This is a genomic window from Stenotrophomonas sp. YJH_SMC_25 (assembly GCF_059369595.1).
The window spans coordinates 26,826-51,671 of record NZ_JCAFSV010000021.1; the positions used below are offsets into that span (position 1 = coordinate 26,826).

The following is a 24,846-nucleotide window of genomic DNA, read 5'->3' on the forward strand; positions in this document are numbered from 1 at the left end:
ACCAAGGACTCTGCCCACCATGACCCGCTGGTGGTCGCGCCTGCGACCGGACAACTTCACCCTCGCCCTGCTGTGCACCGTCGGCCTGGCCTCGCTGCTGCCGATGAAGGGCGCCGCCGCCATCGTGCTCGACGATGTCACCACCGTCGCCATCGCCGCGCTGTTCTTCCTGCATGGCGCGCGCCTGCCGCGCGAGTCGATCATCGGCGGCATGCTGCACTGGCGGCTGCACCTGACCATCCTGGCCTGCACCTTCCTCCTGTTCCCGCTGCTGGGGCTGATGTTCAAGCCACTGTCGGGCTGGCTGCTGACTCCGGAGCTGTACCTGGGCGTGCTGTTCCTGTGCACCCTGCCGTCCACCGTGCAGTCGTCCATCGCGTTCACCTCGATGGCCCGCGGCAACGTGCCGGCAGCGGTGTGCAGCGCCTCGCTGTCGAGCATCCTCGGCGTGTTCCTGACCCCACTGCTGCTGACCGCGCTGGCCGGCACCTCCGGCGGCGTGCATGACCCACTGCACGCGATCGGCGGCATCATGCTGCAGCTGCTGGTGCCGTTCGTGGCCGGCCACCTGCTGCGGCCGTGGATTGCCGGCTGGGTGGAGAAGCAGCGCGCGCTGCTGCGCTACACCGACCAGGGCACGATCCTGCTGGTGGTGTATTCGGCGTTCGGCGAAGCGGTGACCGAAGGGTTGTGGAGCAAGACACCGCTGCTCTCGTTGCTGGCCGTGGCCGTGGTGGCTGCCGTGCTGCTCGGCATCGCCATGCCGCTGATCACCTTCATCGCCCGGCGGCTGCGCTTCAACCGCGAGGACGAGATCGCCATCGTGTTCTGCGGCTCGAAGAAGAGCCTGGCCACCGGCGTGCCGATCGCCAAGGTGCTGTTCGCCGGCGGCAGCCTGGGCGCGATCGTGCTGCCGGTGATGATCTACCACCAGATCCAATTGATCGTCTGCGGCGTGATCGCGCAGCGCTATGCGCGGCGCACGCCCTGACAGGGCGCGCGGGTTGTTCCGGGTAGACCATCCACGCATGGCGTGGGTCTACTCCAAACCACGGATGGCGTGAACCACCAGTAGATCCACGCCATGCGTGGATGGGTTGCCTGACGCTACGGATCCACGAGCGTGCCGACGCTCAGCTCCGGCATCCACACCCACAGGTCGTACGCCCGTTCCGCATGGGTATCGCCCCGCAGCCGCGGGGCCACCTGCTCTGGAAGTGGCCGCGCCATGCAACGGTCCGCGCACGCCCACGCCTGGCCACGCAGCGCACCCAACCGCACGCTGTAGATATCCAGGTCCCGCAGCTGGGAGGCCATCGGCTGCCTCTGCATTTCCGGCGGCATACCTTCCGGCCGCCGCAGCATGGCGTGGACATTGCCAGTCAGCACCAGCATGCGTGCATTGTCTGGCAACCCTCGATAGAGCCGTCGCAATTCGGCTGCCATGAAGTCATCGCGCGCCTGGTTGCCGCCACTGCTGGCATTGACGTCATAGCCAACCACTTCGATCACGCGCCCCTGCGTCTTCAGCACACGCAGGCCTTCGATCATCGCCAGCATGTCGCGGCTGCGGCGACCATCATGCTGGTCATCGCGCACGGTCCAGAACGCGCGGCCGTGCAGGTGCCGGCGCGCCCTGACCCCGCCATCGGATTCCAGATAGTCGCGCAGCACAGGGTTCTCGGCGCGTGGCAGTTCCAGCGCCAGCAGGACCGGGCCGTTGCGGCTGTAGTCGTCCACCAGCTGGCGTACCAGCAACGGGGTCTCGCGGGTGCCATGGAATTCGCCCAGTACCAGCAGGCGGTGCTCACCGGCATGCTGGCGGATCTGCGCGGCGGTGTCATCGGCATGCGCGGTGAGGGCCACACCCAGCGCCAGCAGCAGCGCGGTGGTCCAACGGAAGATCGAATGCATCCCTGCGCCTTCCTTTCCTTTGCGGTCAGGAACAGCAATGGCGACGCAGCAACCGCGGTTCAAGTAGATCCACGCCGTGCGTGGATGCTCCCGCCATCAGACCGGGCCTGAGTCGAGCGTGGCTCGACTCTACAAAAGGGCAGCCCCTCACAACCAGGGCAGGATCCAGTGGTCCACCAGCAGGAAGGCGAACAGCGCCATCAGGTACACGATGGAGTAATAGAACATCTTCATCGAGAACAATTCGTCCGGCGGGTTGAGCATGCGCCAGGCATACCAGAGGAACACCGCGTTGAGCACGATCGCGCCGCCCAGGTAGAACGCACCGCTCATGCCCACCAGGTACGGCAGCAGGCAGACCAGCGCCAGCACCACCGAATACACCATGATCTGCTTGCGGGTATGCACCACGCCGTGGGTCACCGGCAGCATCGGGATCTCTGCCTTGGCGTAATCCTCGCGGCGGAAGATCGCCAGCGCCCAGAAGTGCGGCGGGGTCCAGATGAAGATGATCAGCACCAGCAGCGACGAGTACGCCCAGTCCGACGAGCCCTGCATGCCGGTCACCGCCGCCCAGCCCAGCATCGGCGGCATCGCGCCGGCCAGGCCACCGATGACGATGTTCTGCGAGGTCGCACGCTTGAGGTACACGGTGTAGATCACCGCGTAGCCGATCAGCGAGGCGAAGGTCAGCACGGCGGTGATCAGGTTCACCCACAGCACCAGGATGGTCATCGACAGCACGATCAGCACGCCGGCAAACACCAGCACCTGCCATGGCTTGACCTTGCCCACCACCAGCGGACGCCACGAGGTGCGCGCCATCTGCGCATCGATGTGCGCGTCCAGCAGCTGGTTGATGGCTGCCGCGGCCGAGGCCGCCAGCCAGATGCCGAGGAAACCGAGCACGCCGGCGCGCACCTGCTCCCAGCTCGGCACGCCCGGAATGGCCAGGACCATGCCGACCAGGGCGGTGAAGACGATCAGGGCAACGACCTTGGGCTTGGTCAGGTCCCAGTACTGGCGGTAATTGGAAAACATGGAATCAGTCCGGGGCGCGCAGGCGGGCCAGCAGGCTGACCAGCACGAACAACAGGGCAACGGCCACGCCGTTGTGGGCCACCGCCACTTCCAGCGGCAGCGCCAGCTTCACGTTGAGGATGCCGAGGGTGACCTGCAGCACCAGCAGCGCGATCAGCGCGCTGGCCCAGCCACGCATGCTCGGCAGGCGGAACAGGCGCACGCCCAGCCACAGCAGGTAGACGGCCACCACCACCGCGAACAGCCGGTGCGCCATCTGGATGGCGATACGCGAGGCGCCATCCAGCACGCCGCCTTCGTAATCCACGCCGATGCCGCGCCACAGGGTGAAGCCTTCGACGAAGTTGTGCTGCGGCCACCACTGGTTGGCACAGCGCGGGAAGTTGTCCAGCGAGGCGCTGCCGCCGCCGCAGGCCAGCGCCGCGTAGTTGGCACTGACCCAGCCGCCCAATGCGATCTGGGTGACCAGCACCGCCACGCCGATGCGCAGCACCCACTTCAGCTTCGGTGCTTCGGCCAGGGTGATCGGCATGTGCGTGGCGCGCCAGGCCATCCAGACCAGCAGCGCGAACATCAGCATGCCGCCCAGCAGGTGCCCCATCACCACGATGGGCTTGAGCAGCAGGGTCACCGTCCACATGCCCAGCAGGGCCTGGAAGATCACCACGGCCAGGGTCAGCAGTGCAGCGCGCGCCAGGTCGATGTTGCTCCAGCGCAGCGCGGCGATCAGCAGGATCGCCTCGCCGATCAGAGCCAAGGTACTGGCGGTGCCATGCCAGCCCATCATGTACAGCGGTATGCCGGCGGCCACCAGCACGCAGGCGGTCACCACCGCCGTGCTTCCGAATCGCCGCTTGCGCGTGGCCAGCAGCGCCAGGGTCAGGATCTCGATGCCCAGTGCGCCGGCCAGGAAGCGGTGCACCTGTTCACGCCAGGCCTTGTGGGTCTCCAGCGGGCGGATCTCCGCCGCCGGGTGGCCGATGGTCTCTTCCACGTGCTGCGGCCAGGTGGCCTGGCCATAGCAGGTCGGCCAGTCCGGGCAGCTCAGGCCGGCATCGGACAGGCGCACGAAGGCGCCGAACATGATCGTGCTCGCGGTCATGATCATGGCGAACCACGCCAGGCGGTGGAAATTGCGGTGCAGCGCCGGACGCGCGGAAAGGCTCATCAAACGGGACTCACTTCAGTTTCAGCAACGTGGCCATGTCCTTGCGCAGGCCACCGAGGTCGGTGCCCGGGGCATGACGCATGATCACGAAGCCGTTCGGATCGATCACGTAGACCGGCAGGCCAGCCGGATCGTCGACGCCGGGCAGGGCCGCGCGCAGTGCTGGCGACGGAGCCAGCGGCCGCAGCGCGGGCAGCGAGGCGATCAACGCCGGTGGCGTTCCCAGCCACAGGATTTCGACATTATCGGCGTTATGGCCGAACAGCTGCCACACCTTGCCCAGTCCCTGCGACAAAGTGACGCACTGGACGTCGCAGGCACCGGCAGGCGCCACCAGCAGGCGCCAGGTACGGGCTTCGGGGTTCCACGGGTACGGCTGGCCGTTGGCCAGGGTCGGCGCCTGCTGGCGCAGGTCCACAGGCGGCTTCAGCAGCTGGCCGGCATTGCGGTGCCCGGCGGGCTGCCAGCCAGAGAAGCGCAGCACGGCGGCCAGCGCCATCGCCCCGAAGAACACGGCAAACAGCAGCACCAGGGTCCGGCGGCCGGAGCCGCGCGCCTGCGGGGACGTAGCAGTGTTCATGCGGGGCATTTTCTCATGGTTGGGTGAGGGATGCGGGTGTGACGCCGCGGTAGCGCCGGCCGCCGGCCGGCATCCAGGAATGCGGGGGTTGCCGGCCAGCGGCCGGCACTACCGGGCAGCACGTCGCCTGCGCCACTCCAGTACCAGCGCGACCACCAGCACGGTCAGGGCCAGGCCGAACCACTGCACGGCGTAGCCCAGGTGGCGTTGCGGCGGCAGCGTGTTCGGCAGCAGGTCCAGGTCGCGTTCGTCGCCGAAGGGCAGCGCCGGGTCCAGTCGCAGGACGCGATCGGGCAATGCCGGCAGGCCAAGCGCCGCCGCCAGGCCCTCGGCGGGCAAGCGGCTGGCCAGCCAACGCCCGGCCTCATCGGTAGCGGAGAACGCCGGGCCCAGGGCCAGCCCCGCCGACGGCGGCGGCGCCAGCAGGCCACGCACCGCCACCGGCGAAGGCGGCGACGGCACATCCGGCAGCCTGCGATCGGGCGGCAGCGCGCGCCAGCCCAGATCGACCAGCAGCACGCTGCCCTCGTCACTGCGGAACGGGCGATAGATCTTCACGCCCGCGCGGCCGTGCCGGGTCTGGTTGTCCAGCAGCACCACGCCGGGCAGGAAGCGACCGTGGTCGGCCACGCCGTGCAAGGCGCCAGGTGCAACCAGAGCCTGCGCCAGTGGCAGCGCCTGTGCCACAGCTGGACCTTGTGCATCCAACATTGCCTGCTTGGCATGCATGCGCTGCAGCTGCCACAGCCCCAATGCGGTGAAACCAACCATTGCCAGCACCGCCAGCAGCCATCCGATCACGCGCGTGTGCTGGCGCATCATGACAAGTCCGCGCAAACGCGGTCAGATAGGCGCATCCACCCTGCCCTCGAGCCGCGCATGAGTGATTCGCTGAAGACCCTGCTGGTAATCGCGTTTCTGATCGTCATCGTCTGGAATCTGGGCGCCGGCCTGTATTACCTGCTGGTCGACCGCGGCCAGACCAAGCGCACGGTCAACGCACTGACGCGCCGCATCGCGGTGTCGGTTGCGTTGATCCTGCTGGTGATCGTGAGCATCTACATGGGCTGGATCAAACCGCACGGCATCGGCGGCTGAGGCCACCGATGCGTGCGCGGTCAAAGCACGTAGACGAACATGAAGAGCATCAGCCACACCACGTCGACGAAGTGCCAGTACCACGCGGCCGCTTCAAAACCGAAATGGTTGTCGCGGGTGAAGTGTCCCTTGGCCGAACGCAGCCACATCACGATCAGCATGATCGTGCCCAGCAGCACGTGCGCGCCGTGGAAGCCGGTCAGCATGAAGAACGTTGAACCGTAGATGCCCGAGCCGAGCGTCAGGTTCAGTTCCTTGTAGGCGTGGATGTACTCCTCCGCCTGCAGGGTCAGGAAGACCAGGCCAAGCACCACGGTCAGGCCCAGCCAGATCAGCAGCTGGCGACGGTTGCCGGCCTTCAGCGCGTGGTGGGCAATGGTCAAGGTCACGCCGGAGGTGAGCAGGATCAGCGTATTGATCAGCGGCAGGCCCCAGGCCGGGATGGTCTGGAACGCGCCACCGATCGCCGCCGGCCCGTTGGTCGGCCAGCCGGCGGAATAACCCTGCCAGAGCAGCTCGTTGGTCATCACCCCGCGGCCTTCGCCGCTCAGCCACGACAGGCCCAGGTTGCGGGTGTAGAACAGCGCGCCAAAGAAGGCGCCGAAGAACATCACTTCGGAGAAGATGAACCAGATCATTCCCATCCGGAACGAGCCATCGACCTGGTGGTTGTAGTTGCCCGCCTGCGACTCGCGCACCACGTCGCTGAACCACCAGAACAACGTCAGCACCAGCATCGCGATGCCGATGTAGAAGGTCCAGCGTCCCCAGCTGGCATCGTTGAGCCAGCTGGCCACGCCCACCATGGTCACCATCATCGCGATGGAACCCACGAACGGCCATTTGCTCTGGGCCGGGACGAAGTACACGTTGGCGTCGGTCGGTGTCTGGGCCATGTCGGTATCCGGGTCAGGGTGCGGCGTGCGCGCCTTCCGAAGTGGCGGCCGGGGCCAGCCGATCGGACAGCGCGTCGTTGCGATAGAAGGTGTAGGACAAGGTGATCGTCTTGATCTCCGGCGGCAGGTCCGGATCGACGATGAAACGCACCGGCATGTCGCGCTTCTCGCCAGCCTGCAGCGTCTGCGCGGTGAAACAGAAACATTCGGTCTTGCTGAAGAAGCCCGAGGCACGCGCCGGCGCCACCGAAGGCACCGCACTGCCGACCACCGCCTGCTGGCTGTCGTTGCGGGCGAAGTACAGCGCCTCGTTGAGTTCGCCGGGCACCACGTCCATGGTCAGCTGTTCGGGATGGAACGACCACGGCAGGCGCGAATTGACGCCGCCATCGAACTCCACGCGCACGGTGCGCTTGCCGGTGGCGGCGCCTGCACTGGCTTCGCCACCGGGGCCGCGTTCCAGGCGCACACCGAACACCTTCTCGCAGGCGATGCGGTACAGCGGCACCAGCGAGAACGTGAGCAGGAACACCGCCACCGCCACACCGATCAGGCGCGGCAGCCCCGCACTGCGTGACGGTGTGCTGGCTGGCGCCTCGCTCATCGGCCGATCACCCCGCTGAGGATGAAACCGACGTAGACCAGCACGGCGATGGCGCCGACCCACATCGCCGTGCGCCTGGCGCGCTGCCGTTGCTGTTCGATGACTTGGCGTTGGGCTTCGGTCTGGCTTTGGCTTTGGCTTTGGCTTTGGCTTTGGTAGAGCCGACTGTTAGTCGGCTGCACTTCGCGAGTCGACTGACAGTCGACTCTACCGATCGGCAGCGGGCTCTCGTTATGCATGCCTCACCTCAATGCGTGATGTCGTCATGCGCCAGATCTCCCGGACGGATGGTCGGCGGCGTGGTGAAGGTATGTGCCGGTGCTGGCGACGGCAGCGTCCACTCCAGGCCGCGCGCGCCTTCCCAGGAACGGGCCTCGGCCTTCTCGCCGTTGCGCAGGGACGACAGCAGGATCGCGGCCATCATGAACGGGGTGACGAACATGCCGAACGCACCGATCGAGCTGATCAGGTTCCAGTCGGCGAAGGCCACGCTGTAGTCGGGAATGCGACGCGGCATGCCGGCCAGGCCGAGGAAATGCTGCGGGAAGAACAACAGGTTGACGAATACGATCGACCACCAGAAGTGCACCTTGGCCCACTTCTCGCTGTACATCCGCCCGGTCCACTTCGGCCACCAGTAGTACACCGCGGCGATCAGCGCGAACACCGCACCGGTCACCAGCACGTAGTGGAAGTGCGCGACCACGAAGTAGGTGTCGTGGTACTGGAAGTCGGCGGCGACGATCGCCAGCATCAGGCCGGAGAAGCCACCGATGGTGAACAGGATGACGAAGGCCACCGACCACAGCATCGGTGCCTCGAACGTCAGCGAGCCCCGCCACATGGTGCTGACCCAGTTGAACACCTTCACCCCGGTCGGGATCGAGATCAGCATGGTGGCGAACATGAAGTAGATCTCGCCGCCCAGCGGCATGCCCACGGTGAACATGTGGTGGGCCCAGACGATGAACGACAGGAAGGCGATCGCGGCGGTGGCGTACACCATCGCCTGGTAGCCGAACAGCGGCTTGCGGCTGAAGGTCGGGATGATCTCGCTGACCACGCCGAAGGCGGGCAGGATCATGATGTAGACCTCGGGATGGCCGAAGAACCAGAAGATGTGCTGGTACATCACCGGGTCACCGCCACCGGCGGCGTTGAAGAAGCTGGTGCCGAAGAACTTGTCGGTCAGCAGCATGGTCACCGCACCGGCCAGCACCGGCATCACCGCGATCAGCAGGAAGGCGGTGATCAGCCAGGCCCAGCAGAAGATCGGCATCTTCAGCAGGTCGATGCCCGGCGCACGCATGTTGAGCACGGTGGCGATGATGTTGATCGCGCCCATGATCGAACTGATGCCGGCCACGTGGATGGCGAATACGCTGAAGGCAACGTTGTAGCCGCCCTGCAGCGACAGCGGCGGGTACAGCGTCCAGCCACCGGCCGGTGCACCGCCCGGCAGGAACAGGGTCAGCAGCAGCAGGCTGAAAGCCACCGGCAGCAACCAGAACGACCAGTTGTTCATGCGTGGCAGCGCCATGTCCGGCGCGCCGATCTGCAGCGGGATCATCCAGTTGGCCAGGCCGACGAAGGCCGGCATCACGCCACCGAAGATCATCACCAGCGCATGCACGGTGGTCATCTGGTTGAAGAACTCGGGCTTGACGAACTGCAGGCCCGGCTGCGCCAGCTCTGCGCGGATCACCACGCTCATCGCCGCGCCGATGATGAACATGATGAAGCTGAAACCGAGGTACAGCGTGCCGATGTCCTTGTGGTTGGTCGAGAAGAACCAACGTTCGAAGAAGCTCTGGTGGTGATGGTGATCGTCGTGCCCAACTGCCGAGTGCGCCATTGCAAAACACCTCTCAGAATCGGTTGTCACCGCGGCCGCGAACGGCCGCGGGCTTTACATCACGCTCCGCTGGCCGCGGTGGCAGGCGCGCTGCCGGCTTCTGCAGCAGCAGGCGCGGCCGGTGCCTCGCCCGTCGGTGCAGTCGGTTCGGCAGGTGCCGCAGGCGTGGTGGGCTCGGCGGGCGGCGCCGGCTTGCGCTGCGCCAGCCACTTCCTGAAGTCCTCCTTGGACACCGCCTCGACCACGATCGGCATGAAGCCGTGGTCCTTGCCGCACAGCTCGGCGCACTGGCCGCGGTAGACACCGGGCTGCTCGATGCTGGTCCAGGCTTCGTTGATGAAGCCGGGGATGGCGTCCTGCTTCCAGCCCAGCGCCGGCACCCACCAGGCGTGGATCACGTCGTCGGAGGTGATGACGAAACGCACCTTGGTATCGACCGGCAGCACCAGGCGGTTGTCGACATCCAGCAGGTAGTGCGGATGGCTTTCGCGGGTCGGCACGATGCCGCTCTGCCGCACCCGGTCGGACTCACGGTCCAGGCGGCTGGTGAAGGTGACGTTCTCGCCGAGGTATTCGTACTTCCACATCCACTGGTAGCCGGTGACCTTCACCGTCATCTCGGCATCGCGGGTGTCGTACATCTTGATCAGGTTGGCCGTGGCCGGCCATGCCATCACGATCAGGATGATCACCGGGATCACTGTCCAGATGATCTCGGCCTTGGTGTTGTGGCTGAAGGTGGCCGCGACCGCGCCCTTGGATTTGCGGAACTTGAAGATGGCGTAGGCCATCGCCCCGAACACGATGACGCCGATCACCGTGCAGATGATCAACGACAGGTTGTTCGATTCCCAGGCCAGGCGCGAGGTCTGGGTCACCCCCTTGCCCATGTTCAGCTGCCACGGCTTCGGATCGGCCGCCTGGGCCCAGGCCAACGCCGGCATCAGTCCCCCGGTCGCCAGCATCGCGGCGACCGCGTTCACGCACTTCGTGCCCCACCTGCTGCTTTGCTTCATTGCCTAGACCCTTAGCGTCGTCGGTTGCCGCCATCGCTGGCGGCGAGCAAGCTTTCAAGTGTCTCTGCGAGCGTCTGACGTTCGGCCGGCGCGAGGAAACTCCCCACCTCCACCTGCCGGCCGCTGGATGCCAGCCGGACCCTCTCATCGTCGGTGAGCAGGCGCACCCAGTGGGGATGGGCCCGGAACACCGGCGATCCACCGGGTACGGGGATGACCTCCACGTACGCCGGCACTACCCGGATCTCCTCCTGCCGTTCACCGCTGCGCCACAAGGCACGCAGCGCGGCCGCCAGCACCAGGCTGTACAGCAGCGCGAACAGGGGGGCGAATGCATTGCCGGCCAACCACCCGAGGGCGGACACCAGCCACATCGCACCCGACAACACGGTGAACAACAGGACGAACTGCCGGGCATCGAGCGCCCGTGGGGGACGCAGCCGCAGCTGCGTACCTGACCCATCCGGAGCTGGAAGCACCTCGATCATGTCGCAACCGCGTTCCTGCCGCGGGAAACGCCTCGATGGTAGCCCCGCCCTCTCGCCGGTAGCAAGGGTGCATTCACACATTTTCCGATGCTGCAACACAGCATGAGGTCGGCGGCACGAATGACGAATTCGGCATAAACTCCTCCGCACTTGCTGAACACGCTGAATCCACCGCAGCTATTGGCTATCAGCGCTTCAAGAAGGTGGCTGCTGGGCACTTCCGCAACCCGCAAAAATGATTAAAATCGCCAAGTTTTCCACTGGCCGGACCGGCATGAACGCACCTTCCTCCTCCCCTGCAGCCCACGACGCCCCGCGTCCCGGCGCGTTGCTGTCGCCGGAACTGCCGGCGCCCCCCAACCCGTTCCGCCAGGCCATCACCGACGCCTGGTTGAAGGACGAGGCCACCCACGTGCGCGAGCTGCTGGCGCAGGCCCGCCTGCCCGCCGACGAGCAGGCCCGGGTGCAGGCACTGGCGGCCGACCTGGTCGGCCGCGTGCGCGTGCGCGCCAAGGACCAGGGCGCCATCGAAGCCTTCATGCGCCAGTACGACCTGGGCAGCGAGGAAGGCGTGCTGCTGATGTGCGTGGCCGAGGCACTGCTGCGTATTCCGGACCAGGACACCGCCGACAAGCTGATCCGCGACAAGCTGGCCGATGCCGACTGGGAAAAGCACCTGGGCGGCAGCGACTCGGTGCTGGTCAATGCCTCCACCTGGGGCCTGATGCTGACCGGCAAGCTGGTGCAGATGAACGACGCCACCCGCGCCGATGCGCCCAGCGCGTTCAAGCGCCTGGTCGGCCGCGTCGGTGAGCCGGTGGTGCGCCTGGCCGTGCGCCAGGCGATGAAGATCATGGGCCACCAGTTCGTCATGGGCCGCACCATCAGCGAAGCGCTCGCGCGCTCGCACAAGGGCGACAACGCCAGCTACCGATACTCCTTCGACATGCTCGGCGAAGGTGCGCTGACCATGAAGGACGCGCTGCGCTACCTGGAAGACTACCGTCGTGCGATTCACGCCATCGGCGGCGATCACAAGGCACGCGGCGGCCGTCCGGATGGCGACGTCAACAATGCCCCGGGCATCTCGATCAAGCTGTCGGCGCTGTACCCGCGCTACGAGCACGCCAAGCGCGAGCGCGTGCTGAAGGACCTGGTGCCGGGCGTGCTGGAACTGGCGCAGCTGGCCAAGAGCTACGGCATCGGCTGCACCGTCGACGCCGAAGAGTCCGACCGCCTGGAACTGTCGCTGGACATCATCGAGCAGGTGTTCTCCGACGCGTCGCTGTCCGGCTGGGATGGCTTCGGCGTGGTCGTGCAGGCCTACCAGAAGCGCACCCCGTACACGATCGACCACCTGGCCGACATGGCGCGCCGCGCCGGTCGCCGCCTGCAGGTGCGCCTGGTCAAGGGCGCGTACTGGGACGCCGAGATCAAGCGCGCGCAGATCGAAGGCTACCCGGGCTACCCGGTGTTCACCCGCAAGCAGAACACCGACGTGTCCTACCTGGCCTGCGCCAAGCGGCTGTTCACCCATGCCGACGCGATCTACCCGATGTTCGCCACGCACAACGCGCATACCATCGCGGCCGTGCGCAGCATCGCCAACGGCGGCGTGTACGAGCACCAGAAGCTGCACGGCATGGGCGACGACCTGTACGCCGAAGTGGTGCCGGCTGACCGCCTGGGCCTGCCCTGCCGCGTGTATGCACCGGTCGGTTCGCATGAAGACCTGCTGCCGTACCTGGTGCGTCGCCTGCTGGAAAACGGCGCCAACTCCAGTTTCGTCAACCGCATCACCGACGAGCGCGTGCCGATCGCCGACCTGATCCGCGATCCGGTCGAGATGGTCGCCTCGTTCGCTTCGATTCCGCATCCCAAGATCCCGCTGCCGGTTGACCTGCTGCGCAGCCAGAACCACGACAGGAAGAACTCCATGGGCGCCAACCTCGCCAACGACAACGAACTGCGCGCCCTGGCCGAGCAGATCAACGCGGCTGTGAAGCCCTGGCAGGCCGCGCCGCTGGTGCCGGGTGCCAACCCGGCCGGCGCCGCGCTGCCGGTGACCAACCCGGCCGACACCCGCGAAGTAGTTGGCCAGTGGCTGGCCGCAGACGCCGCCACCGTGCAGAAGGCCCTGGCGAATGCCGTAGCCGCGCAGCCGGCCTGGAACCGCACCCCGGCCGCCAGCCGCGCCGCCATCCTCGAGCACGCCGCCGACCAGCTGGAAGCACGCATGCCGGAATTCATGGCGCTGTGCGTGAAGGAAGCCGGCAAGAGCCTGCCCGACAGCATCGCCGAAGTGCGCGAAGCGGTGGACTTCCTGCGCTACTACGCCAAGCAGGCGCGCGAGCAGTTCAGCCACGCCGAGAAGCTGCCGAGCCCGACCGGTGAGTCCAACGAGCTGCAGCTGCACGGCCGCGGCGTGTTCGTTTGCATCAGCCCGTGGAACTTCCCGCTGGCGATCTTCCTGGGCCAGGTCGCTGCCGCCCTGGCCGCCGGCAACAGCGTCATCGCCAAGCCGGCCGAGCAGACCAACCTGATCGGCTACTACGCGGTGAAGCTGCTGCACGACGCCGGCGTGCCGGCCGAGGTGGTGCAGTTCCTGCCGGGCGACGGTGCTACCGTCGGTGCCGCGCTGACCGCCGACCCGCGCGTGGCCGGCGTGGCCTTCACCGGCTCCACCGACACCGCCCGTGCGATCAACCGCGCGATGGCGGCGCGTGACGCCGCCATCGGTGTGCTGATTGCCGAGACCGGCGGCCAGAACGCCTTCATCGCCGATTCGTCGGCGCTGCCGGAACAGCTGGTCAAGGACGCGATCGGTTCGGCCTTCACCTCCGCCGGCCAGCGCTGCTCGGCCGCGCGCGTGCTGTTCGTGCAGGACGACATCGCCGACAAGGTGATGACCATGCTGGCCGGTGCGATGAAGGAACTGAAGGTCGGCAACCCCGGCCTGCTGTCCACCGACGTCGGCCCGGTGATCGATGCAGATGCGCTGAAGATCCTGCAGGACCACGCTGAGCGCATGGACCGCGAAGCGCGCCTGATCGCCGCCGCCGAGCTGTCGGCCGAGGCCGCCAACGGCACCTTCTTCGCACCGCGCGCGTACGAACTGAAGGACCTGGGCCAGCTGCAGAAGGAAGTGTTCGGCCCGGTGCTGCACGTGATCCGCTGGAAGGGCGACCAGCTCGACGCGGTGATCGACCAGATCAACGCCACCGGCTACGGCCTGACCCTGGGCGTGCATTCGCGCATCGACGAGACCGTCGACCGCATCAGCAACGGCATCCATGTCGGCAACGTCTACGTCAACCGCAACCAGATCGGTGCGGTGGTCGGCGTGCAGCCGTTCGGCGGCCAGGGCCTGTCCGGCACCGGCCCGAAGGCCGGCGGCCCGCACTACCTGCTGCGCTTCGCCACCGAAAAGACGGTGACGGTGAATACCACCGCCGCCGGCGGCAACGCCTCGCTGCTGACCCTGGGCGACTGATCGCCCGGTTGATGCAGTGAACGAAAAACCCCGCGAAAGCGGGGTTTTTTGTGCCCTGCTTCCTGTAGAGCCGGGCCCACGCTCGGTTTGCCTCGCACAGCCGAGCGTGGGCTCGCTCTACAGAGGCTGGGCAACACTGAACCGATTGTCCGCCCGCTTCGCCAGCTCGCCGTGCACGCGCGCGATGCGCGCTTCCAGCCCCCCCTCCAGCAGCACGTAGTCGACTCCCCGCGCCTCCAGCTCGCGCACGTACCACGCATGCTGCTGCGCCCGGAAGGCTTCGCCCACCCGCGTGCCGTCCTGGTCGAACGGGATATCCGGCGCACACAGGAACAGCAGGTCATACGGTCGCAATGCAGCCTGCCGCAGTGCCTCCGGCGCCGTACCAGACATCCAGCCGCTGTAGCCCAGCGTCACCAGCGGCGTGGTATCGCAGAACAGCCAGCGATGCGCATGCCGTGCGGTCTCGTCTTCGTGCTGCGGCTGTGCCATTGCGATGCGAAGCAGATCATCTGGCGTCAGCTCTCCGCCCTGCTGCTCCCATAGCGTGCGGCCATACTCCGGCACCCAAGCGGTCTGCAGGCGCTCGGCCATCACGCGCGCCAGCGTGGTCTTTCCGCTGGACTCGCCACCAATGAACGCCACGCGCTGCACATAGCCGGCATAGACCTGCGGTGCGAGGCCATGACGGTGCGCATGTGGATCGGCGCGCAGCTGGGTGCCACACGCCTGCCCGACGTCCAGTGCGCGATCGAACCGCTCATGGCGTACCGGCGCACCGAAGTGCGTGGCCAACGCCTGCGCGAAGCCGTCACCGTAGTCCTCGCCGGTGTACACCGCCTGCACCGGCCCGCCGAACAGGCTCAGGCACAGCCAGGCGGTGAACTCGCGCTGCACGTGCTCGTTGTCGCTGTCCTGCGGCAGCGTTCGCACGGGCAAACCGTGCTCCGTGCACAATGCCGCCAGTCGTGCGTCATCCAGCACCGCTACCGTCGCCTGTGGGAAGCGCGTACGCAGCCAGCGCTCGCGACGCTCGGCGCTGTAGCCGGCAAAGCCCGGCTGCGACCAGCCGATCACCAGCAGCTGCGTACAGCGCGTGGCGGCGAACTCGATCAGGTGTTCGTGACCCAGATGCAGCGGGCAGAACTTGCCCACCACCAGGCCGCGTGCAACGCGCTCAGGCAGCAGCATCGGCCGTCTTGGCCTCGTCACGCATCAGGTGCCGCCAGTGGCGCAAGGCCACCAGCGCATTGATCCAGAAGCCCACGTACAGGATCGAGGTCAGGTGCAGGCCACGGCTGTAGTACAGCGGCACCGCCACGGTGTTCACCAGCAGCCACACCCACCACGATTCCAGCTTGCGGCGCATCATCAGGATCTGCGCGATCACGCTCAATACCAGCACCGCCGAATCGATGTACGGCGCGTAGGCATTGGTCAGGCGGGTCAGCATCCAGCCGTAGCTGAAGGTGGCCACTACCGCCAGCGGCGCCAGCCAGGCCCAGGCCCGTGGGCGCAGCGCGGTGATCGGCAGCGGCGCGCCATGGTCACCACGCAGCCACTGCCACCAGCCCAGCACGCTGATGGCGATGAAGAAGAACTGCAGCACCATGTCCGCATACAGGTGCGATCGTTCGAACACCGCAGCAAACAATGCGCAGCCGACGATGCCCAGCCACCAGGTGTGCACGTTGTTGCGGCCGGCCAGCAGGATCGAGCCGGCGACGGCGATGTTGGCAGCCAGCTCCAGCTGGAAGTTCGGGTCGGACAGGTTCATCGCGCTATTGTCGCGTAGATCCACGTGCGTGGATGGCCCACACCACTCCGCAAAAAAAAGGCCCCGCTTGCGCGGGGCCTCCTTCGTCCTGCGTCAGGCCATCGCCCGAATCAGAACTTGTACTGCATCGAAGCCGCCAGCACGTCGCCGCTGACCTTGTACTTGCCGGTCACGGTGTTGGCGGTGGCCGAGGTCGAGGTCACGTTCGGATCCTTGGTGAACAGGTGGGTGTAGCCCACGCTGTACTCCATCTTGTCCGAAGCGGCGTAGGTCAGGCCCAGCGACAGCCACTTGCGGGTGGTGTCCGGCACGCGCACGTCGCGGTGGGCGTCGGTGGTCGGGGTCTGGTCATAGGCCAGGCCGCCACGCAGGGTCAGCTTGTCGTTCACGCGGAAATCGGTACCGATCGACGCGAAGGTGGTGTCGCGGTAGTGGAACGGCAGCACGCTGTCCGGCTGGTTGGAGTCATAGTCGACGGTGACCTGGTCGAACTTGCTCCACGCGGTGCGCGTGACTTCGGCCATGATCTGCCACTGGTCGTTCACGCGGTGGGTGAAGCCCACGGTGGCGCTGGCCGGCAGGGTGATGGTCGCGCGACCGTTGCTGTCGATGAAGGTACCCGGGGCAGCGGTGGCCAGGAAGGCCGCCGCATTCTGCGGAATGGTGAAGTCCGCCTTGCCATCGGTGATCTTGTGCTCGACCTTCGAGCGGTAGCTGAAGGCGATGTTGGTGCCTTCCACCGGGGTGACGGTCATGCCCAGGGTATAGCCGACCGACACTTCATCGCCCTTGATGCGCAGGTAGCCATCGGCGGTACCCGGCGAGAAGCCGAGCTGGGCAGCCTGGCGTGCAGCCGCCTGCGACGCCGCCGCAGCCTGGGCGGCGGTGCCGCCGGCAGCCAGCACGCGCGCCGCAGCGGTGCGCTGGGCAGTGGCGTTGATCGCGGTGCCGGTGTCGACAGCGCTGGTCAGGTCGACGTTCAGGCGCTCGGCGAACACCGACGCACCGAACGACAGGTACGGATTGACGTCATAGGAGAACGCCACGCCCAGGTCGACCGCCTGCAGCTCGGTCTTGACGCCGTTGTAGCGGCCGACCCAGTCGCGGTCGTATTCGGTCTTGAAGCCGAACGGCACGGTCAGCGATGCACCGAAGTGCATGTTCTCCTTCTCGCCGAACGGCAGGTGGAAGTAGGCCGCCGGAACCGGGGCGATCATGCCGGCGTCGCCGCCGTTGCCACCGGAAATCGGAGCGCCGTTGCCGTACTGGCCCTGGCCACGGAACTTGGCGCCGAAGCTGATGGCGCTGACGTCGCCCTGGATCAGGGTGCCGTCGAGCAGGCGCATGGAGGCCGGGTTGGTGGCGATGACCGAGGCGTCACCTTCGGTCGAGGTGGAGCCGGCGAACGCGCGGCCCAGGCCCTTGGCGCTGTTTTCCTTCAGCTGGAAAGCGGCAGCATTGGCATCGGCGGCGGCCAGCGCACCGGCAACGCCGACGGCCAGCAGGGTCAGTCGGGCAATGGTGGAAGCGGTTTGCATCGTAGTTCTCTCTCTCCGGTAAGCGGTGATGGTGCTCTGAGTGCGCCTGCGCCCGGCAGGCCCAGAGGCCCGTCGAAGCGCGCCGGATTCCCCTCCCGACATACGACGCCGTATGCGAGTATTACCCAGAGCCGTTAATGAAACAATAACGACGCAGGCGGTTTTTTCGTCTCAAAAGCTGAACAGGACAATCCCCGCCGCAAGCGCCCGCACGCTAGGCTATTGCCCATGTTCGTCTCCCTCCCGTCCCGCAAGAAGGCGGCCCTGCGCTGGGCCACGCCCGTGCTGTTTGCGGCACTATGGCTGGCGTTCCTGTGGTCGATCTCGCGCCCGGACGATGCCCGCGGCAGCCTCTGGCTGGACTGGGGCGCCCTGTCCACCGGCCTGACCCACCCGCTGGACTGGTGGGCCACCCTGCAGGACGGCAGCGTGCTGCGCCTGTTCACCGCCCTGTTCCTGCATGCGGACTGGTCGCACCTGCTGGGCAACCTGGTGTTCCTGCTGATCTTCGGCCTGCCCGCTGAGCGGGTGCTGGGCCCCTGGCGCCTGCTACTTCTGTTCCTGGTCGGCGGTGCGGTATCGAACCTGGTGGCGATCTACACCATGGGCAGCCCGGACCAGATCATCATCGGTGCCAGTGGCGCGGTCTCGGCGCTGATCGGCGCCTATCTGGCCCTGTTCCCGGGCGCCCGGCTGGGCGTGGTGATCCCGCTCGGCCTGTTCCTGGAGTTCGTGCGGGCCCCGGCCTACCTGCTGATCGGCGTCTGGGCCGCACTGCAGGTGGTGTTCGCCCATATCGGCCCAAGCTTCGGCATGGTGGCCTGGTGGGCGCACATCGGCGGCTTCGTGTTCGGCCTGGTGTACGGGGTCTACGTGCGCGCGGCCATCGCCCGCCGCCTACGCAAGCGCCACGGCTTCTGACCGCCCAGGTAGTGCCGGCCGCTGGCCGGCTCCACGCTCACCGGCCGGTTCGTAGCGTCGAGCGTGCTCGACTCCTTCATCGATATGGATCTGCTCCGTCCGCGATGATGCTGAATGCGTCACTCGCGACTGACCACCAACGTGTTGTGGTGGGTATCGAACAGCAGTGTAGCGCCGTCATCCAGCACCACGAAGTACTCAAAGAACGGCAACTCGCCGAGCAAAGGAATCAGTTCACTTGCCTGCAGAGTCCAGATCGGCCACGGCGATGCGCGCTCATCTGACGCTACCAGGCACATTTCGCCGTTCACTTCCGCCAGCAGTTCAGCCAGGCAGGAAAGGCCTTCATCACTGCTGTCGTATTGGATCGTCTGATCAGACGTCGCTTTGCCTGCCCACCAATAGACAAAGCGCGGATCAATTCCATGGCGACTCGCCAAGGATTCCAGCAAGCCAGTGGCACGGTCAATCGGCAGCGGATCGCGACCAAGCAGTTGGCTGATCGTGGTCGCGAGGTTCGAATCATCCATGGACCGATTCTATCGGGCGACACCTCGGCTGCGCCGCCTTCCGGATGAACAGGGCGTCCGCCGGGCATGGCCCGGCGCTACCTCACGGCTTCGCTGGGGCCGGTGCGGGCTTTGCTTCCGACTTTGCTTCCGGCTTTGCTTCCGGCTTAGGTTCGACCTTCGCTTCCGGCTTCGCCGCAGCGGCCTTCGCGGCCTTGGCCGCATCCGCCTTCGCCGCTTCAGCCTTCAAGCGTGCAGCCACCGAACCCGGGTTCTTCAGCTCGGCCAGCGCGTCATTGATCGGGCCATCGCCCGGCAGCACCGCACCGGCGTGGTAGCCCTCGGTGCCTTCGTCGTCGCCACGCAGATGGCCCGGCAGGGTCGCTTCGCTGTAATCGCTCAGGCTGGCCGGCAGTGCCTCGTCTTCCGGGCGCGCCGCAGGCTTCAGTTCGACCTCCGGCACGATGCCAGTGGCCTGGATCGACTTGCCGCTGGGCGTGTAATAACGCGCGGTGGTCAGCTTCACCGAATCGCCGTTGTCCAGCGGCAGCACGGTCTGCACCGAGCCTTTGCCGAAGGTGCGGCTGCCGACCACGCGCGCGCGCTTGTTGTCGCGCAGCGCCCCAGCCAGCACTTCCGAGGCGCTGGCCGAACCGGCATCGACCAGCACCACCACTGGTGCGCCCTTCAGCAGGTCGCCCGGCGTCGCATCGAACCGTGCATCACTGATGCTGATGCGGCCGCGGGTGCTGACGATGTTGCCCTTGTCGAGCAGGTCGTCGGCCACCTGCACCGCGGCAGTCAGCAGCCCACCCGGGTTGCTGCGCAGATCCAGCACCAGGCCCTTGAGCTGGCCACCGGACTGCTTCTGCAGCTGCTGCAGGTGCTTCTGGAAGTCCGACCCGGTGTCGGCCTGGAAGGTGCTCAGGCGGATGTAGCCATAGCCCGGCTCCAGCAGGCGGCTGCGCACGCTGGTCACGCGGATGGTCTGGCGGGTGAGGCTGACGTCGAACGGCTTCGGCTTGCCCGCGCGCACGATGGTCAGCACCACCTTGCTGCCGGCCGGGCCACGCAACGGTTCGCTCGCATCAATGGCGCTGATCGGCTTGCCGTCGATGGCGATGATCAGGTCACCGGCGAGGATGCCGGCCTTGGCCGCCGGCGTGTCGTCGATCGGCGAGATGACCTTCATGCTGGCGTTGTCGGGCTGCTGCTGCAACTCCACGCCGATGCCCTCGTAGGCGCCGTTGGCCTGCTCGTCGAAGGCCTGCGCGTCTTCCTTGTTGAAGTACGTGCTGTGCGGGTCGAGGTCGAGCAGCAGGCCGCGCACCGCCGACTGCATCAGCTTATTGTCATCGACCGGGTCGACATAGGCCGCGCGCACCGCGTTGTACACCGCCACGAAGCGGCGGATGTCCTCCAGCGGCACCTTCGAGGTCACCGCCTCCTCGCTGTTCGCTGCCTGCCCGCTGGTTTCCTTGCTCGGGGCGGGCGCGGTCTGCTGCGCCCAGGACAGCGCCGGCAACAGGGCCAGCAAGAGGGTGGCGGTACGGGCTGCGCGCATGGATCACTCCTGTCGACGTTGGCATCGTGCCCAAGGCACATGCGTCGATTATGCGCGAAGCACAGCTAAATTCCCGTTGAATCCGTCCGCCACGCGACAGCGCCGGATTCAGCGCCGCTGCAGCCAGCTGTCCGGGTTGACCGGCTGCCCGCCCCGGCGCAATTCGAAGTACAGCGCGGTCACGCCCTGGCCACCGGAATTGCCGACCTTGGCCACCGCATCGCCGCGGCTGACCCGGGCACCCGCATCCTTCAGCAGGGTGTCGTTGTGCGCGTACAGGCTCATGTAGCCGTTGCCGTGATCGACGATCAGGATCATGCCGTAGCCGGTCATCCAGTCGGAGAACACCACGGTGCCGTCGGCCACGGCGGTGACGGTGCTGCCGGCGGGCGCGCCGATCAACACACCACTGCTGGTGCGGCCGTCGGGCAGCTTTCCGCCGTAGCGGGCCAACAGGTTGCCCGACAACGGCCAGCCCAGGCCACCCACCTTCGGCGCCGGCGCAGAGGCCACGGCAGGCGGGACCTTGGTGGGCGGCGGTGGCGGGCGGCCCTGCGCGGCGGCCTGGCGTGCGGCACGCTCGGCGGCGGCCTTTTCAGCGGCCGCCCGCCGCGCTGCGGCGCGGCGCTCGGCTTCGGCCCGTGCCGCAGCGGCACGCAGGTTGGCTAGCAGCGTTTCCAGTGCCTTGGCGTCCTGGCCAAGCGCCTGTTCCTTCTCGCGCTGGTCCTTGAAGCGCTCATCCAGCGAGGCGACGGTCCTGGCGCGATCGCGACGGTCGGCTTCCAGCGCCGCAGCCTGCTGCTTCTGGTCCTGCTGCGCACCCTGCAGCTTCTGCTTGCGCTCGGCGATCTGCGCCTGCAGCACTTCCAGCTCTTTCAGGTCGGCTGTCAGCGTGGTGATGCGCTGTGCCCGCTCGCGTTGCAGGTAGCGGTGGTAGGCCAGGGCACGATTGGCATCGGCCACCGTGTCCTGCGACAGCAGCAGCTTCAGAGGTGCATGGTTGCCCAGCTGGTAGGCCGCACGCAGCAGGCCGGCCAGCTCGCGATGCTGCTGGGCGAGGTTGGCCTGCAGCGTGCTGCGGCGTTGTTCGGCCTCGGCCAGGGCCCTTCCCTGCTCGCGCAGCGCAGTTTCAGTCTGCGCAAGCGCACGGCCGGTGCGGGCCACCTTCTCGTCCGCCTCACGCAGCTGCTGCGAGGCCTGGCCCCGCTGGCCCTCGATCTGCCTGCGCTCCTGCGCCACGCCCTTCAACTCGCTACGCAGCTTCTGCAGCTTGCGCTCGGTCTCGCGGGTGGTCTGAGCGGCGCCCGGCAATGGCAGCGCCAAGGCGATGGCCAGCCCCAACAGCAGGCAGCGCCCGCCGCGGATGGCGGCGATGTGATGTCGGCGTGATGGGAAGGCGTTGTCGCGCAAGGGCTTTCCAGTGACTTCAGGCAGTTGCAGGGGGTACCGGGGAATGGTGACATCTCCGCACGCGGCCTGCCAGCCGCACATCCATCGAGGTCCCATGAAAACTCTTTCCATTCCGCTGTTGTTGGGCGTCCTGCTCGTTGCCGGCCCCGCCGGTGCCCAGGACAACATCAGCAAGGTCAACGGCAGCATCAGCGCCGAGCCTGGCCAGCGCTACGGCAAGCTGGATACCGTCAACGGCGGTATCCGGGTTGGTGAAGGCGTTGAGACCGGCAGCATCGACACCGTCAACGGTGGGGTCAAGGTGGCCGACCGTGCACGTACCGGCAAGATTGAAACGGTCAACGGCGGCGTACGCCTGGGCCGCGAGGTGATTGCACACGGCAGCGTCAGCACCGTCAACGGCAGCATCTTCACCGATCGCGGCAGCCAGATCGAAGGCGGCGTCGAAACCGTGAACGGTGGCATCGGCCTGGTCGAAAGCCGCGTCGGCAAGGACGTGGAGACTGTCAACGGCGATATCACCGTCGGCATCGGTTCCCAGGTCAACGGCAGTGTGCACGTGCGCAAGCCGAACTTCAGCGTCTCGCTCACCGCCAGCCGCAAGCCGCGCGTGATCGTCGGCCCGAATGCCGTGGTCAACGGCCCCCTGCAGTTCGAACGCGAGGTGGTGCTTTACGTGCATCGCACCGCGCGCATCGGTCCGGTCACCGGCGCCGAACCGATCCCGTTCGACACCGAAACCGCCCCGGCGGACTGAACGCACCGGACCGCTTGGTTCGGTGATACTCGCTGATACCGGCCGTGCACGACGTGCGGCCGCCCTTTGTTTTCCAGGAATCGACGATGCCCCGCAAACTCCTCCTGTGCCTGGCCGCCGCGGCCGCGCTCAGTGCCTGCAAAGGCGAAGACACGCCGGCCACCGCACCGGCGTCAGCCACCGACACCGCTGCCGCGAAGCCGGCGGCTCATCAGTTCTCCCCCGAGATCAACGCCGGCGACTTCGCCGAGATGGTCAAGACCCTGGCCTCGGATGAATTCGAAGGCCGCGCGCCGGGCAGCAAGGGCGAGGAACTGACGGTCAACTACATCCGCGACCAGATGCAGCGCATCGGCCTGCAGCCGGGCAACGGTGACAGCTGGTTCCAGGACGTGCCGATGACCGAGACCACGGCCGACGCATCGACCGTGCTGAAGATCACCCAGGGTGGCAAGACCACCGAGCTGAAGTTCGGTACCGACATGGTGGTCGGCACTCGTACCGGCCAGGCTGAGGTGAAAGTCGATGCCAGCGACCTGGTGTTCGTCGGCTATGGCGTTGATGCGCCGGAGCAGAAGTGGAACGACTATGCCGGCCAGGACTGGAAGGGCAAGACGGTCGTGATGTTCGTCAACGATCCGGGCTTCCATGTTGACGACGCGAAGCTGTTCGACGGCAAGCGCATGACCTACTACGGCCGCTGGACCTACAAGTTCGAAGAGGCCGCGCGCAAGGGCGCCGCCGCGGCGCTGATTGTGCACGACACCGCCGGCGCTTCCTATGGCTGGGACGTGGTGAAGAACTCCTGGGCCGGCCCGCAGTACGACCTGCCGGCCAAGGATGACCCGGAAGCCCGCATTCCGGTGCAGGGCTGGCTGAGTGCCGACGCCGCCAAGGCGCTGTTCGCAGGCGCCGGCCTGGACCTGGCACAGGCCTACAAGGACGCCAGCAAGCGCGGCTTCAAGCCGGTGCCGCTGAAGGCCACCGCTACGGTCGACCTGAAGAGCCAGATCGCGCAGAAGCAGTCGCGCAACGTGGTGGGCGTGCTGCCGGGCAGCAAGCGTGCCGACGAGGCCGTGCTGTACATGGCGCACTGGGACCACCTGGGCAAGCACGAGGGTGAAACCGGCGACAACATCTACAACGGTGCGGTCGACAACGCGACCGGCGTGGCCGGCATCCTTGAGGTGGCCGAAGCCATGGCCCACCAGGATCCGAAACCGGAGCGCTCGGTGGTGTTCCTGGCGGTGACCCTGGAAGAGTCCGGCCTGCTGGGTTCGAAGTACTACGTCTCCCACCCGACCTTCCCGCTGGACAAGATTGCCGGTGTGATCAACATCGACGCGATGTCGGTGGCCGGCCGTGCCAAGGACGTGACCGTCACCGGCTTCGGCAGTTCGGAGCTGGAGGACATCCTCAAGCCGCTGGCTGCGGCCCAGGACCGCACGCTGCATGGTGAGACCTCGGTGCAGAGCGGCTTCTACTTCCGTTCGGACCACTTCAACTTCGCCAAGGCCGGCGTGCCGGCCCTGTACGCCGATGGTGGCGAGGATCTGCGAGAGGGTGGCGTGGACGCCGGCCGCAAGGCCGCAGCGGACTACGGCGCCAACCGCTACCACGGTCCGAAGGACGAGTTCGACGCGTCCACCTGGAAGCTGGACGGGACTGTCGAGGACCTGCAGCTGATGTACGGCGTCGGCAAGGAACTGGCCGGTGGCGATCGTTGGCCGAACTGGTACGAAGGCAACCCGTTCAAGGCAGCCCGCGACGCGATGATGAAGGACAAGGCTTCGGCAAAGTAAAGCCGGGCCATGCTCGACTGAACATCGTTGAGAGCAGAGCGGCGCCCCACGGGGCGCCGCTTTTCTTTTGCGTACCGTCGGCGGCAGATCCACGATTGGTGTGGATCTGCCGGTAGTGCCGGCCGCTGGCCGGCAATCGATTGGTAGCGGCCAACCTTGGTTGGCGCCATGCTTCCTCGCAGTGGGCCTCCACGCATGGCGTGGATCTACCGGGCCATGTAATGCCATCGGGTTGCCGGCCAGCGGCCGGCACGACCCGCATTTACTGCGCACAAAGAAAAACCCCGCTGCGTGAGCAGCGGGGTTTTGGGTGTAAACCCTGGCGATGACCTACTCTCGCATGGCTTGAGCCACACTACCATCGGCGCAGCTGCGTTTCACTTCCGAGTTCGGGATGGGATCGGGTGGTTCCACA

23 protein-coding genes and 1 rRNA gene are annotated in these 24,846 nt (G+C 66.7%); 6 read left to right on the top strand and 18 right to left on the bottom strand.

The window, feature by feature from the left end:
- Positions 1–19: 19 nt before the first annotated feature.
- Positions 20–991, top strand: coding sequence for a bile acid:sodium symporter family protein (locus AC5P7E_RS19820; protein ID WP_043035496.1), 972 nt, complete (start codon positions 20–22; stop codon positions 989–991).
- Between the two features lie 116 nt (positions 992–1,107).
- On the opposite strand, the gene AC5P7E_RS19825 is transcribed toward AC5P7E_RS19820, so the two are convergent.
- From AC5P7E_RS19825 to AC5P7E_RS19845, 5 genes are all read right to left on the bottom strand, one after another.
- The gene (locus AC5P7E_RS19825; RefSeq protein WP_065183831.1) at positions 1,108–1,914 is read right to left on the bottom strand and encodes a calcium-binding protein; all 807 of its coding nucleotides are present in this window, start codon (positions 1,912–1,914) and stop codon (positions 1,108–1,110) included.
- A 147-nt stretch (positions 1,915–2,061) separates the two neighbouring features.
- Positions 2,062–2,955, bottom strand: a complete 894-nt coding sequence (gene cyoE / locus AC5P7E_RS19830) for a heme o synthase (protein WP_005407798.1) — start codon at positions 2,953–2,955, stop codon at positions 2,062–2,064.
- A 4-nt stretch (positions 2,956–2,959) separates the two neighbouring features.
- Positions 2,960–4,123, bottom strand: coding sequence for a COX15/CtaA family protein (locus tag AC5P7E_RS19835; protein ID WP_005407797.1), 1,164 nt, complete (start codon positions 4,121–4,123; stop codon positions 2,960–2,962).
- Positions 4,124–4,133: 10 nt separating this feature from the next.
- Positions 4,134–4,703 (bottom strand): redox-active disulfide-containing membrane protein, encoded by a 570-nt coding sequence (locus tag AC5P7E_RS19840; RefSeq protein WP_114619150.1) that lies wholly within the window; start codon positions 4,701–4,703, stop codon positions 4,134–4,136.
- A gap of 108 nt (positions 4,704–4,811) precedes the next feature.
- Entirely contained in the window at positions 4,812–5,525 is a 714-nt protein-coding gene (locus tag AC5P7E_RS19845; RefSeq protein WP_099562852.1) for an SURF1 family protein, read from the bottom strand.
- Positions 5,526–5,582: 57 nt separating this feature from the next.
- Here AC5P7E_RS19845 and AC5P7E_RS19850 point away from each other — a divergent pair, with 57 nt between their 5' ends.
- On the top strand, positions 5,583–5,801 hold the full coding sequence (locus AC5P7E_RS19850; RefSeq protein WP_005412025.1) for a twin transmembrane helix small protein: 219 nt from the start codon (positions 5,583–5,585) through the stop codon (positions 5,799–5,801).
- Positions 5,802–5,821: 20 nt separating this feature from the next.
- Here the strand turns inward: AC5P7E_RS19850 and AC5P7E_RS19855 are convergent, their stop codons facing one another.
- Genes AC5P7E_RS19855 through AC5P7E_RS19880 form a run of 6 tightly spaced genes read right to left on the bottom strand, consistent with a single transcriptional unit; the run spans position 5,822 to position 10,660 of the window.
- Positions 5,822–6,697 carry a cytochrome c oxidase subunit 3 gene (locus AC5P7E_RS19855; RefSeq protein WP_049396186.1) on the bottom strand — a complete coding sequence of 292 codons (876 nt, stop codon included), beginning with the start codon at positions 6,695–6,697 and terminating at the stop codon, positions 5,822–5,824.
- Between the two features lie 13 nt (positions 6,698–6,710).
- The gene (locus AC5P7E_RS19860) at positions 6,711–7,301 is read right to left on the bottom strand and encodes a cytochrome c oxidase assembly protein (RefSeq protein WP_005412023.1); all 591 of its coding nucleotides are present in this window, start codon (positions 7,299–7,301) and stop codon (positions 6,711–6,713) included.
- Positions 7,298–7,540, bottom strand: coding sequence for a hypothetical protein (locus AC5P7E_RS19865; RefSeq protein ID WP_111193943.1), 243 nt, complete (start codon positions 7,538–7,540; stop codon positions 7,298–7,300). Before AC5P7E_RS19865 ends, AC5P7E_RS19860 begins: the two co-directional genes overlap by 4 nt.
- An 8-nt stretch (positions 7,541–7,548) precedes the next feature.
- Positions 7,549–9,156 carry a cytochrome c oxidase subunit I gene (gene ctaD / locus AC5P7E_RS19870; protein WP_005407790.1) on the bottom strand — a complete coding sequence of 536 codons (1,608 nt, stop codon included), beginning with the start codon at positions 9,154–9,156 and terminating at the stop codon, positions 7,549–7,551.
- 59 nt (positions 9,157–9,215) lie between these two features.
- Positions 9,216–10,172 (bottom strand): cytochrome c oxidase subunit II, encoded by a 957-nt coding sequence (coxB, locus tag AC5P7E_RS19875; RefSeq protein ID WP_043035491.1) that lies wholly within the window; start codon positions 10,170–10,172, stop codon positions 9,216–9,218.
- Positions 10,173–10,183: 11 nt separating this feature from the next.
- Positions 10,184–10,660, bottom strand: a complete 477-nt coding sequence (locus tag AC5P7E_RS19880; RefSeq protein WP_004153894.1) for a DUF2244 domain-containing protein — start codon at positions 10,658–10,660, stop codon at positions 10,184–10,186.
- A gap of 274 nt (positions 10,661–10,934) precedes the next feature.
- On the opposite strand from AC5P7E_RS19880, the gene putA reads away from it, so the two are divergent.
- Positions 10,935–14,153 carry a bifunctional proline dehydrogenase/L-glutamate gamma-semialdehyde dehydrogenase PutA gene (gene putA / locus AC5P7E_RS19885; RefSeq protein WP_062606915.1) on the top strand — a complete coding sequence of 1,073 codons (3,219 nt, stop codon included), beginning with the start codon at positions 10,935–10,937 and terminating at the stop codon, positions 14,151–14,153.
- Between the two features lie 117 nt (positions 14,154–14,270).
- On the opposite strand, the gene AC5P7E_RS19890 is transcribed toward putA, so the two are convergent.
- The 3 genes from AC5P7E_RS19890 to AC5P7E_RS19900 all read right to left on the bottom strand — a co-directional run bounded on the left by AC5P7E_RS19890 (position 14,271) and on the right by AC5P7E_RS19900 (position 17,468).
- Positions 14,271–15,344 (bottom strand): AAA family ATPase, encoded by a 1,074-nt coding sequence (locus AC5P7E_RS19890; RefSeq protein ID WP_062606912.1) that lies wholly within the window; start codon positions 15,342–15,344, stop codon positions 14,271–14,273.
- Positions 15,331–15,930, bottom strand: coding sequence for a nicotinamide riboside transporter PnuC (pnuC, locus tag AC5P7E_RS19895; protein ID WP_062606910.1), 600 nt, complete (start codon positions 15,928–15,930; stop codon positions 15,331–15,333). The genes AC5P7E_RS19890 and pnuC overlap by 14 nt, the downstream gene beginning before the upstream one ends.
- A 110-nt stretch (positions 15,931–16,040) precedes the next feature.
- The gene (locus AC5P7E_RS19900) at positions 16,041–17,468 is read right to left on the bottom strand and encodes an outer membrane protein transport protein (protein WP_062606908.1); all 1,428 of its coding nucleotides are present in this window, start codon (positions 17,466–17,468) and stop codon (positions 16,041–16,043) included.
- A gap of 228 nt (positions 17,469–17,696) precedes the next feature.
- Here AC5P7E_RS19900 and AC5P7E_RS19905 point away from each other — a divergent pair, with 228 nt between their 5' ends.
- On the top strand, positions 17,697–18,389 hold the full coding sequence (locus AC5P7E_RS19905; protein WP_005407784.1) for a rhomboid family intramembrane serine protease: 693 nt from the start codon (positions 17,697–17,699) through the stop codon (positions 18,387–18,389).
- A gap of 119 nt (positions 18,390–18,508) precedes the next feature.
- Here the strand turns inward: AC5P7E_RS19905 and AC5P7E_RS19910 are convergent, their stop codons facing one another.
- The 3 genes from AC5P7E_RS19910 to AC5P7E_RS19920 all read right to left on the bottom strand — a co-directional run bounded on the left by AC5P7E_RS19910 (position 18,509) and on the right by AC5P7E_RS19920 (position 21,872).
- The gene (locus AC5P7E_RS19910; RefSeq protein WP_005407783.1) at positions 18,509–18,919 is read right to left on the bottom strand and encodes a hypothetical protein; all 411 of its coding nucleotides are present in this window, start codon (positions 18,917–18,919) and stop codon (positions 18,509–18,511) included.
- A gap of 82 nt (positions 18,920–19,001) precedes the next feature.
- A complete protein-coding gene (locus tag AC5P7E_RS19915; RefSeq protein ID WP_329761755.1) occupies positions 19,002–20,462 on the bottom strand; it encodes a S41 family peptidase in 1,461 nt (486 codons plus the stop codon).
- A gap of 108 nt (positions 20,463–20,570) precedes the next feature.
- Positions 20,571–21,872 (bottom strand): murein hydrolase activator EnvC family protein, encoded by a 1,302-nt coding sequence (locus tag AC5P7E_RS19920; RefSeq protein ID WP_032965528.1) that lies wholly within the window; start codon positions 21,870–21,872, stop codon positions 20,571–20,573.
- Between the two features lie 94 nt (positions 21,873–21,966).
- Between AC5P7E_RS19920 and AC5P7E_RS19925 the strand changes: the two genes are divergently transcribed.
- The gene (locus AC5P7E_RS19925) at positions 21,967–22,629 is read left to right on the top strand and encodes a DUF4097 family beta strand repeat-containing protein (protein WP_049396192.1); all 663 of its coding nucleotides are present in this window, start codon (positions 21,967–21,969) and stop codon (positions 22,627–22,629) included.
- Between the two features lie 86 nt (positions 22,630–22,715).
- Entirely contained in the window at positions 22,716–24,431 is a 1,716-nt protein-coding gene (locus tag AC5P7E_RS19930; RefSeq protein WP_005407779.1) for a M28 family metallopeptidase, read from the top strand.
- Positions 24,432–24,748: 317 nt separating this feature from the next.
- On the opposite strand, the gene rrf is transcribed toward AC5P7E_RS19930, so the two are convergent.
- Positions 24,749–24,846: ribosomal RNA gene (gene rrf, locus AC5P7E_RS19935) — 5S ribosomal RNA — on the bottom strand; the annotation flags it as partial.

Coding starts and splice junctions, on each gene's coding strand:
- AC5P7E_RS19820 (WP_043035496.1), top strand. CDS start 20: ATGACCCGCTGGTGGTCGCGCCTGCGACCGGACAACTTCACCCTCGCC.
- AC5P7E_RS19825 (WP_065183831.1), bottom strand. CDS start 1,914: ATGCATTCGATCTTCCGTTGGACCACCGCGCTGCTGCTGGCGCTGGGT.
- cyoE (WP_005407798.1), bottom strand. CDS start 2,955: ATGTTTTCCAATTACCGCCAGTACTGGGACCTGACCAAGCCCAAGGTC.
- AC5P7E_RS19835 (WP_005407797.1), bottom strand. CDS start 4,123: ATGAGCCTTTCCGCGCGTCCGGCGCTGCACCGCAATTTCCACCGCCTG.
- AC5P7E_RS19840 (WP_114619150.1), bottom strand. CDS start 4,703: ATGAACACTGCTACGTCCCCGCAGGCGCGCGGCTCCGGCCGCCGGACC.
- AC5P7E_RS19845 (WP_099562852.1), bottom strand. CDS start 5,525: ATGATGCGCCAGCACACGCGCGTGATCGGATGGCTGCTGGCGGTGCTG.
- AC5P7E_RS19850 (WP_005412025.1), top strand. CDS start 5,583: ATGAGTGATTCGCTGAAGACCCTGCTGGTAATCGCGTTTCTGATCGTC.
- AC5P7E_RS19855 (WP_049396186.1), bottom strand. CDS start 6,697: ATGGCCCAGACACCGACCGACGCCAACGTGTACTTCGTCCCGGCCCAG.
- AC5P7E_RS19860 (WP_005412023.1), bottom strand. CDS start 7,301: ATGAGCGAGGCGCCAGCCAGCACACCGTCACGCAGTGCGGGGCTGCCG.
- AC5P7E_RS19865 (WP_111193943.1), bottom strand. CDS start 7,540: ATGCATAACGAGAGCCCGCTGCCGATCGGTAGAGTCGACTGTCAGTCG.
- ctaD (WP_005407790.1), bottom strand. CDS start 9,156: ATGGCGCACTCGGCAGTTGGGCACGACGATCACCATCACCACCAGAGC.
- coxB (WP_043035491.1), bottom strand. CDS start 10,172: ATGAAGCAAAGCAGCAGGTGGGGCACGAAGTGCGTGAACGCGGTCGCC.
- AC5P7E_RS19880 (WP_004153894.1), bottom strand. CDS start 10,660: ATGATCGAGGTGCTTCCAGCTCCGGATGGGTCAGGTACGCAGCTGCGG.
- putA (WP_062606915.1), top strand. CDS start 10,935: ATGAACGCACCTTCCTCCTCCCCTGCAGCCCACGACGCCCCGCGTCCC.
- AC5P7E_RS19890 (WP_062606912.1), bottom strand. CDS start 15,344: ATGCTGCTGCCTGAGCGCGTTGCACGCGGCCTGGTGGTGGGCAAGTTC.
- pnuC (WP_062606910.1), bottom strand. CDS start 15,930: ATGAACCTGTCCGACCCGAACTTCCAGCTGGAGCTGGCTGCCAACATC.
- AC5P7E_RS19900 (WP_062606908.1), bottom strand. CDS start 17,468: ATGCAAACCGCTTCCACCATTGCCCGACTGACCCTGCTGGCCGTCGGC.
- AC5P7E_RS19905 (WP_005407784.1), top strand. CDS start 17,697: ATGTTCGTCTCCCTCCCGTCCCGCAAGAAGGCGGCCCTGCGCTGGGCC.
- AC5P7E_RS19910 (WP_005407783.1), bottom strand. CDS start 18,919: ATGGATGATTCGAACCTCGCGACCACGATCAGCCAACTGCTTGGTCGC.
- AC5P7E_RS19915 (WP_329761755.1), bottom strand. CDS start 20,462: ATGCGCGCAGCCCGTACCGCCACCCTCTTGCTGGCCCTGTTGCCGGCG.
- AC5P7E_RS19925 (WP_049396192.1), top strand. CDS start 21,967: ATGAAAACTCTTTCCATTCCGCTGTTGTTGGGCGTCCTGCTCGTTGCC.
- AC5P7E_RS19930 (WP_005407779.1), top strand. CDS start 22,716: ATGCCCCGCAAACTCCTCCTGTGCCTGGCCGCCGCGGCCGCGCTCAGT.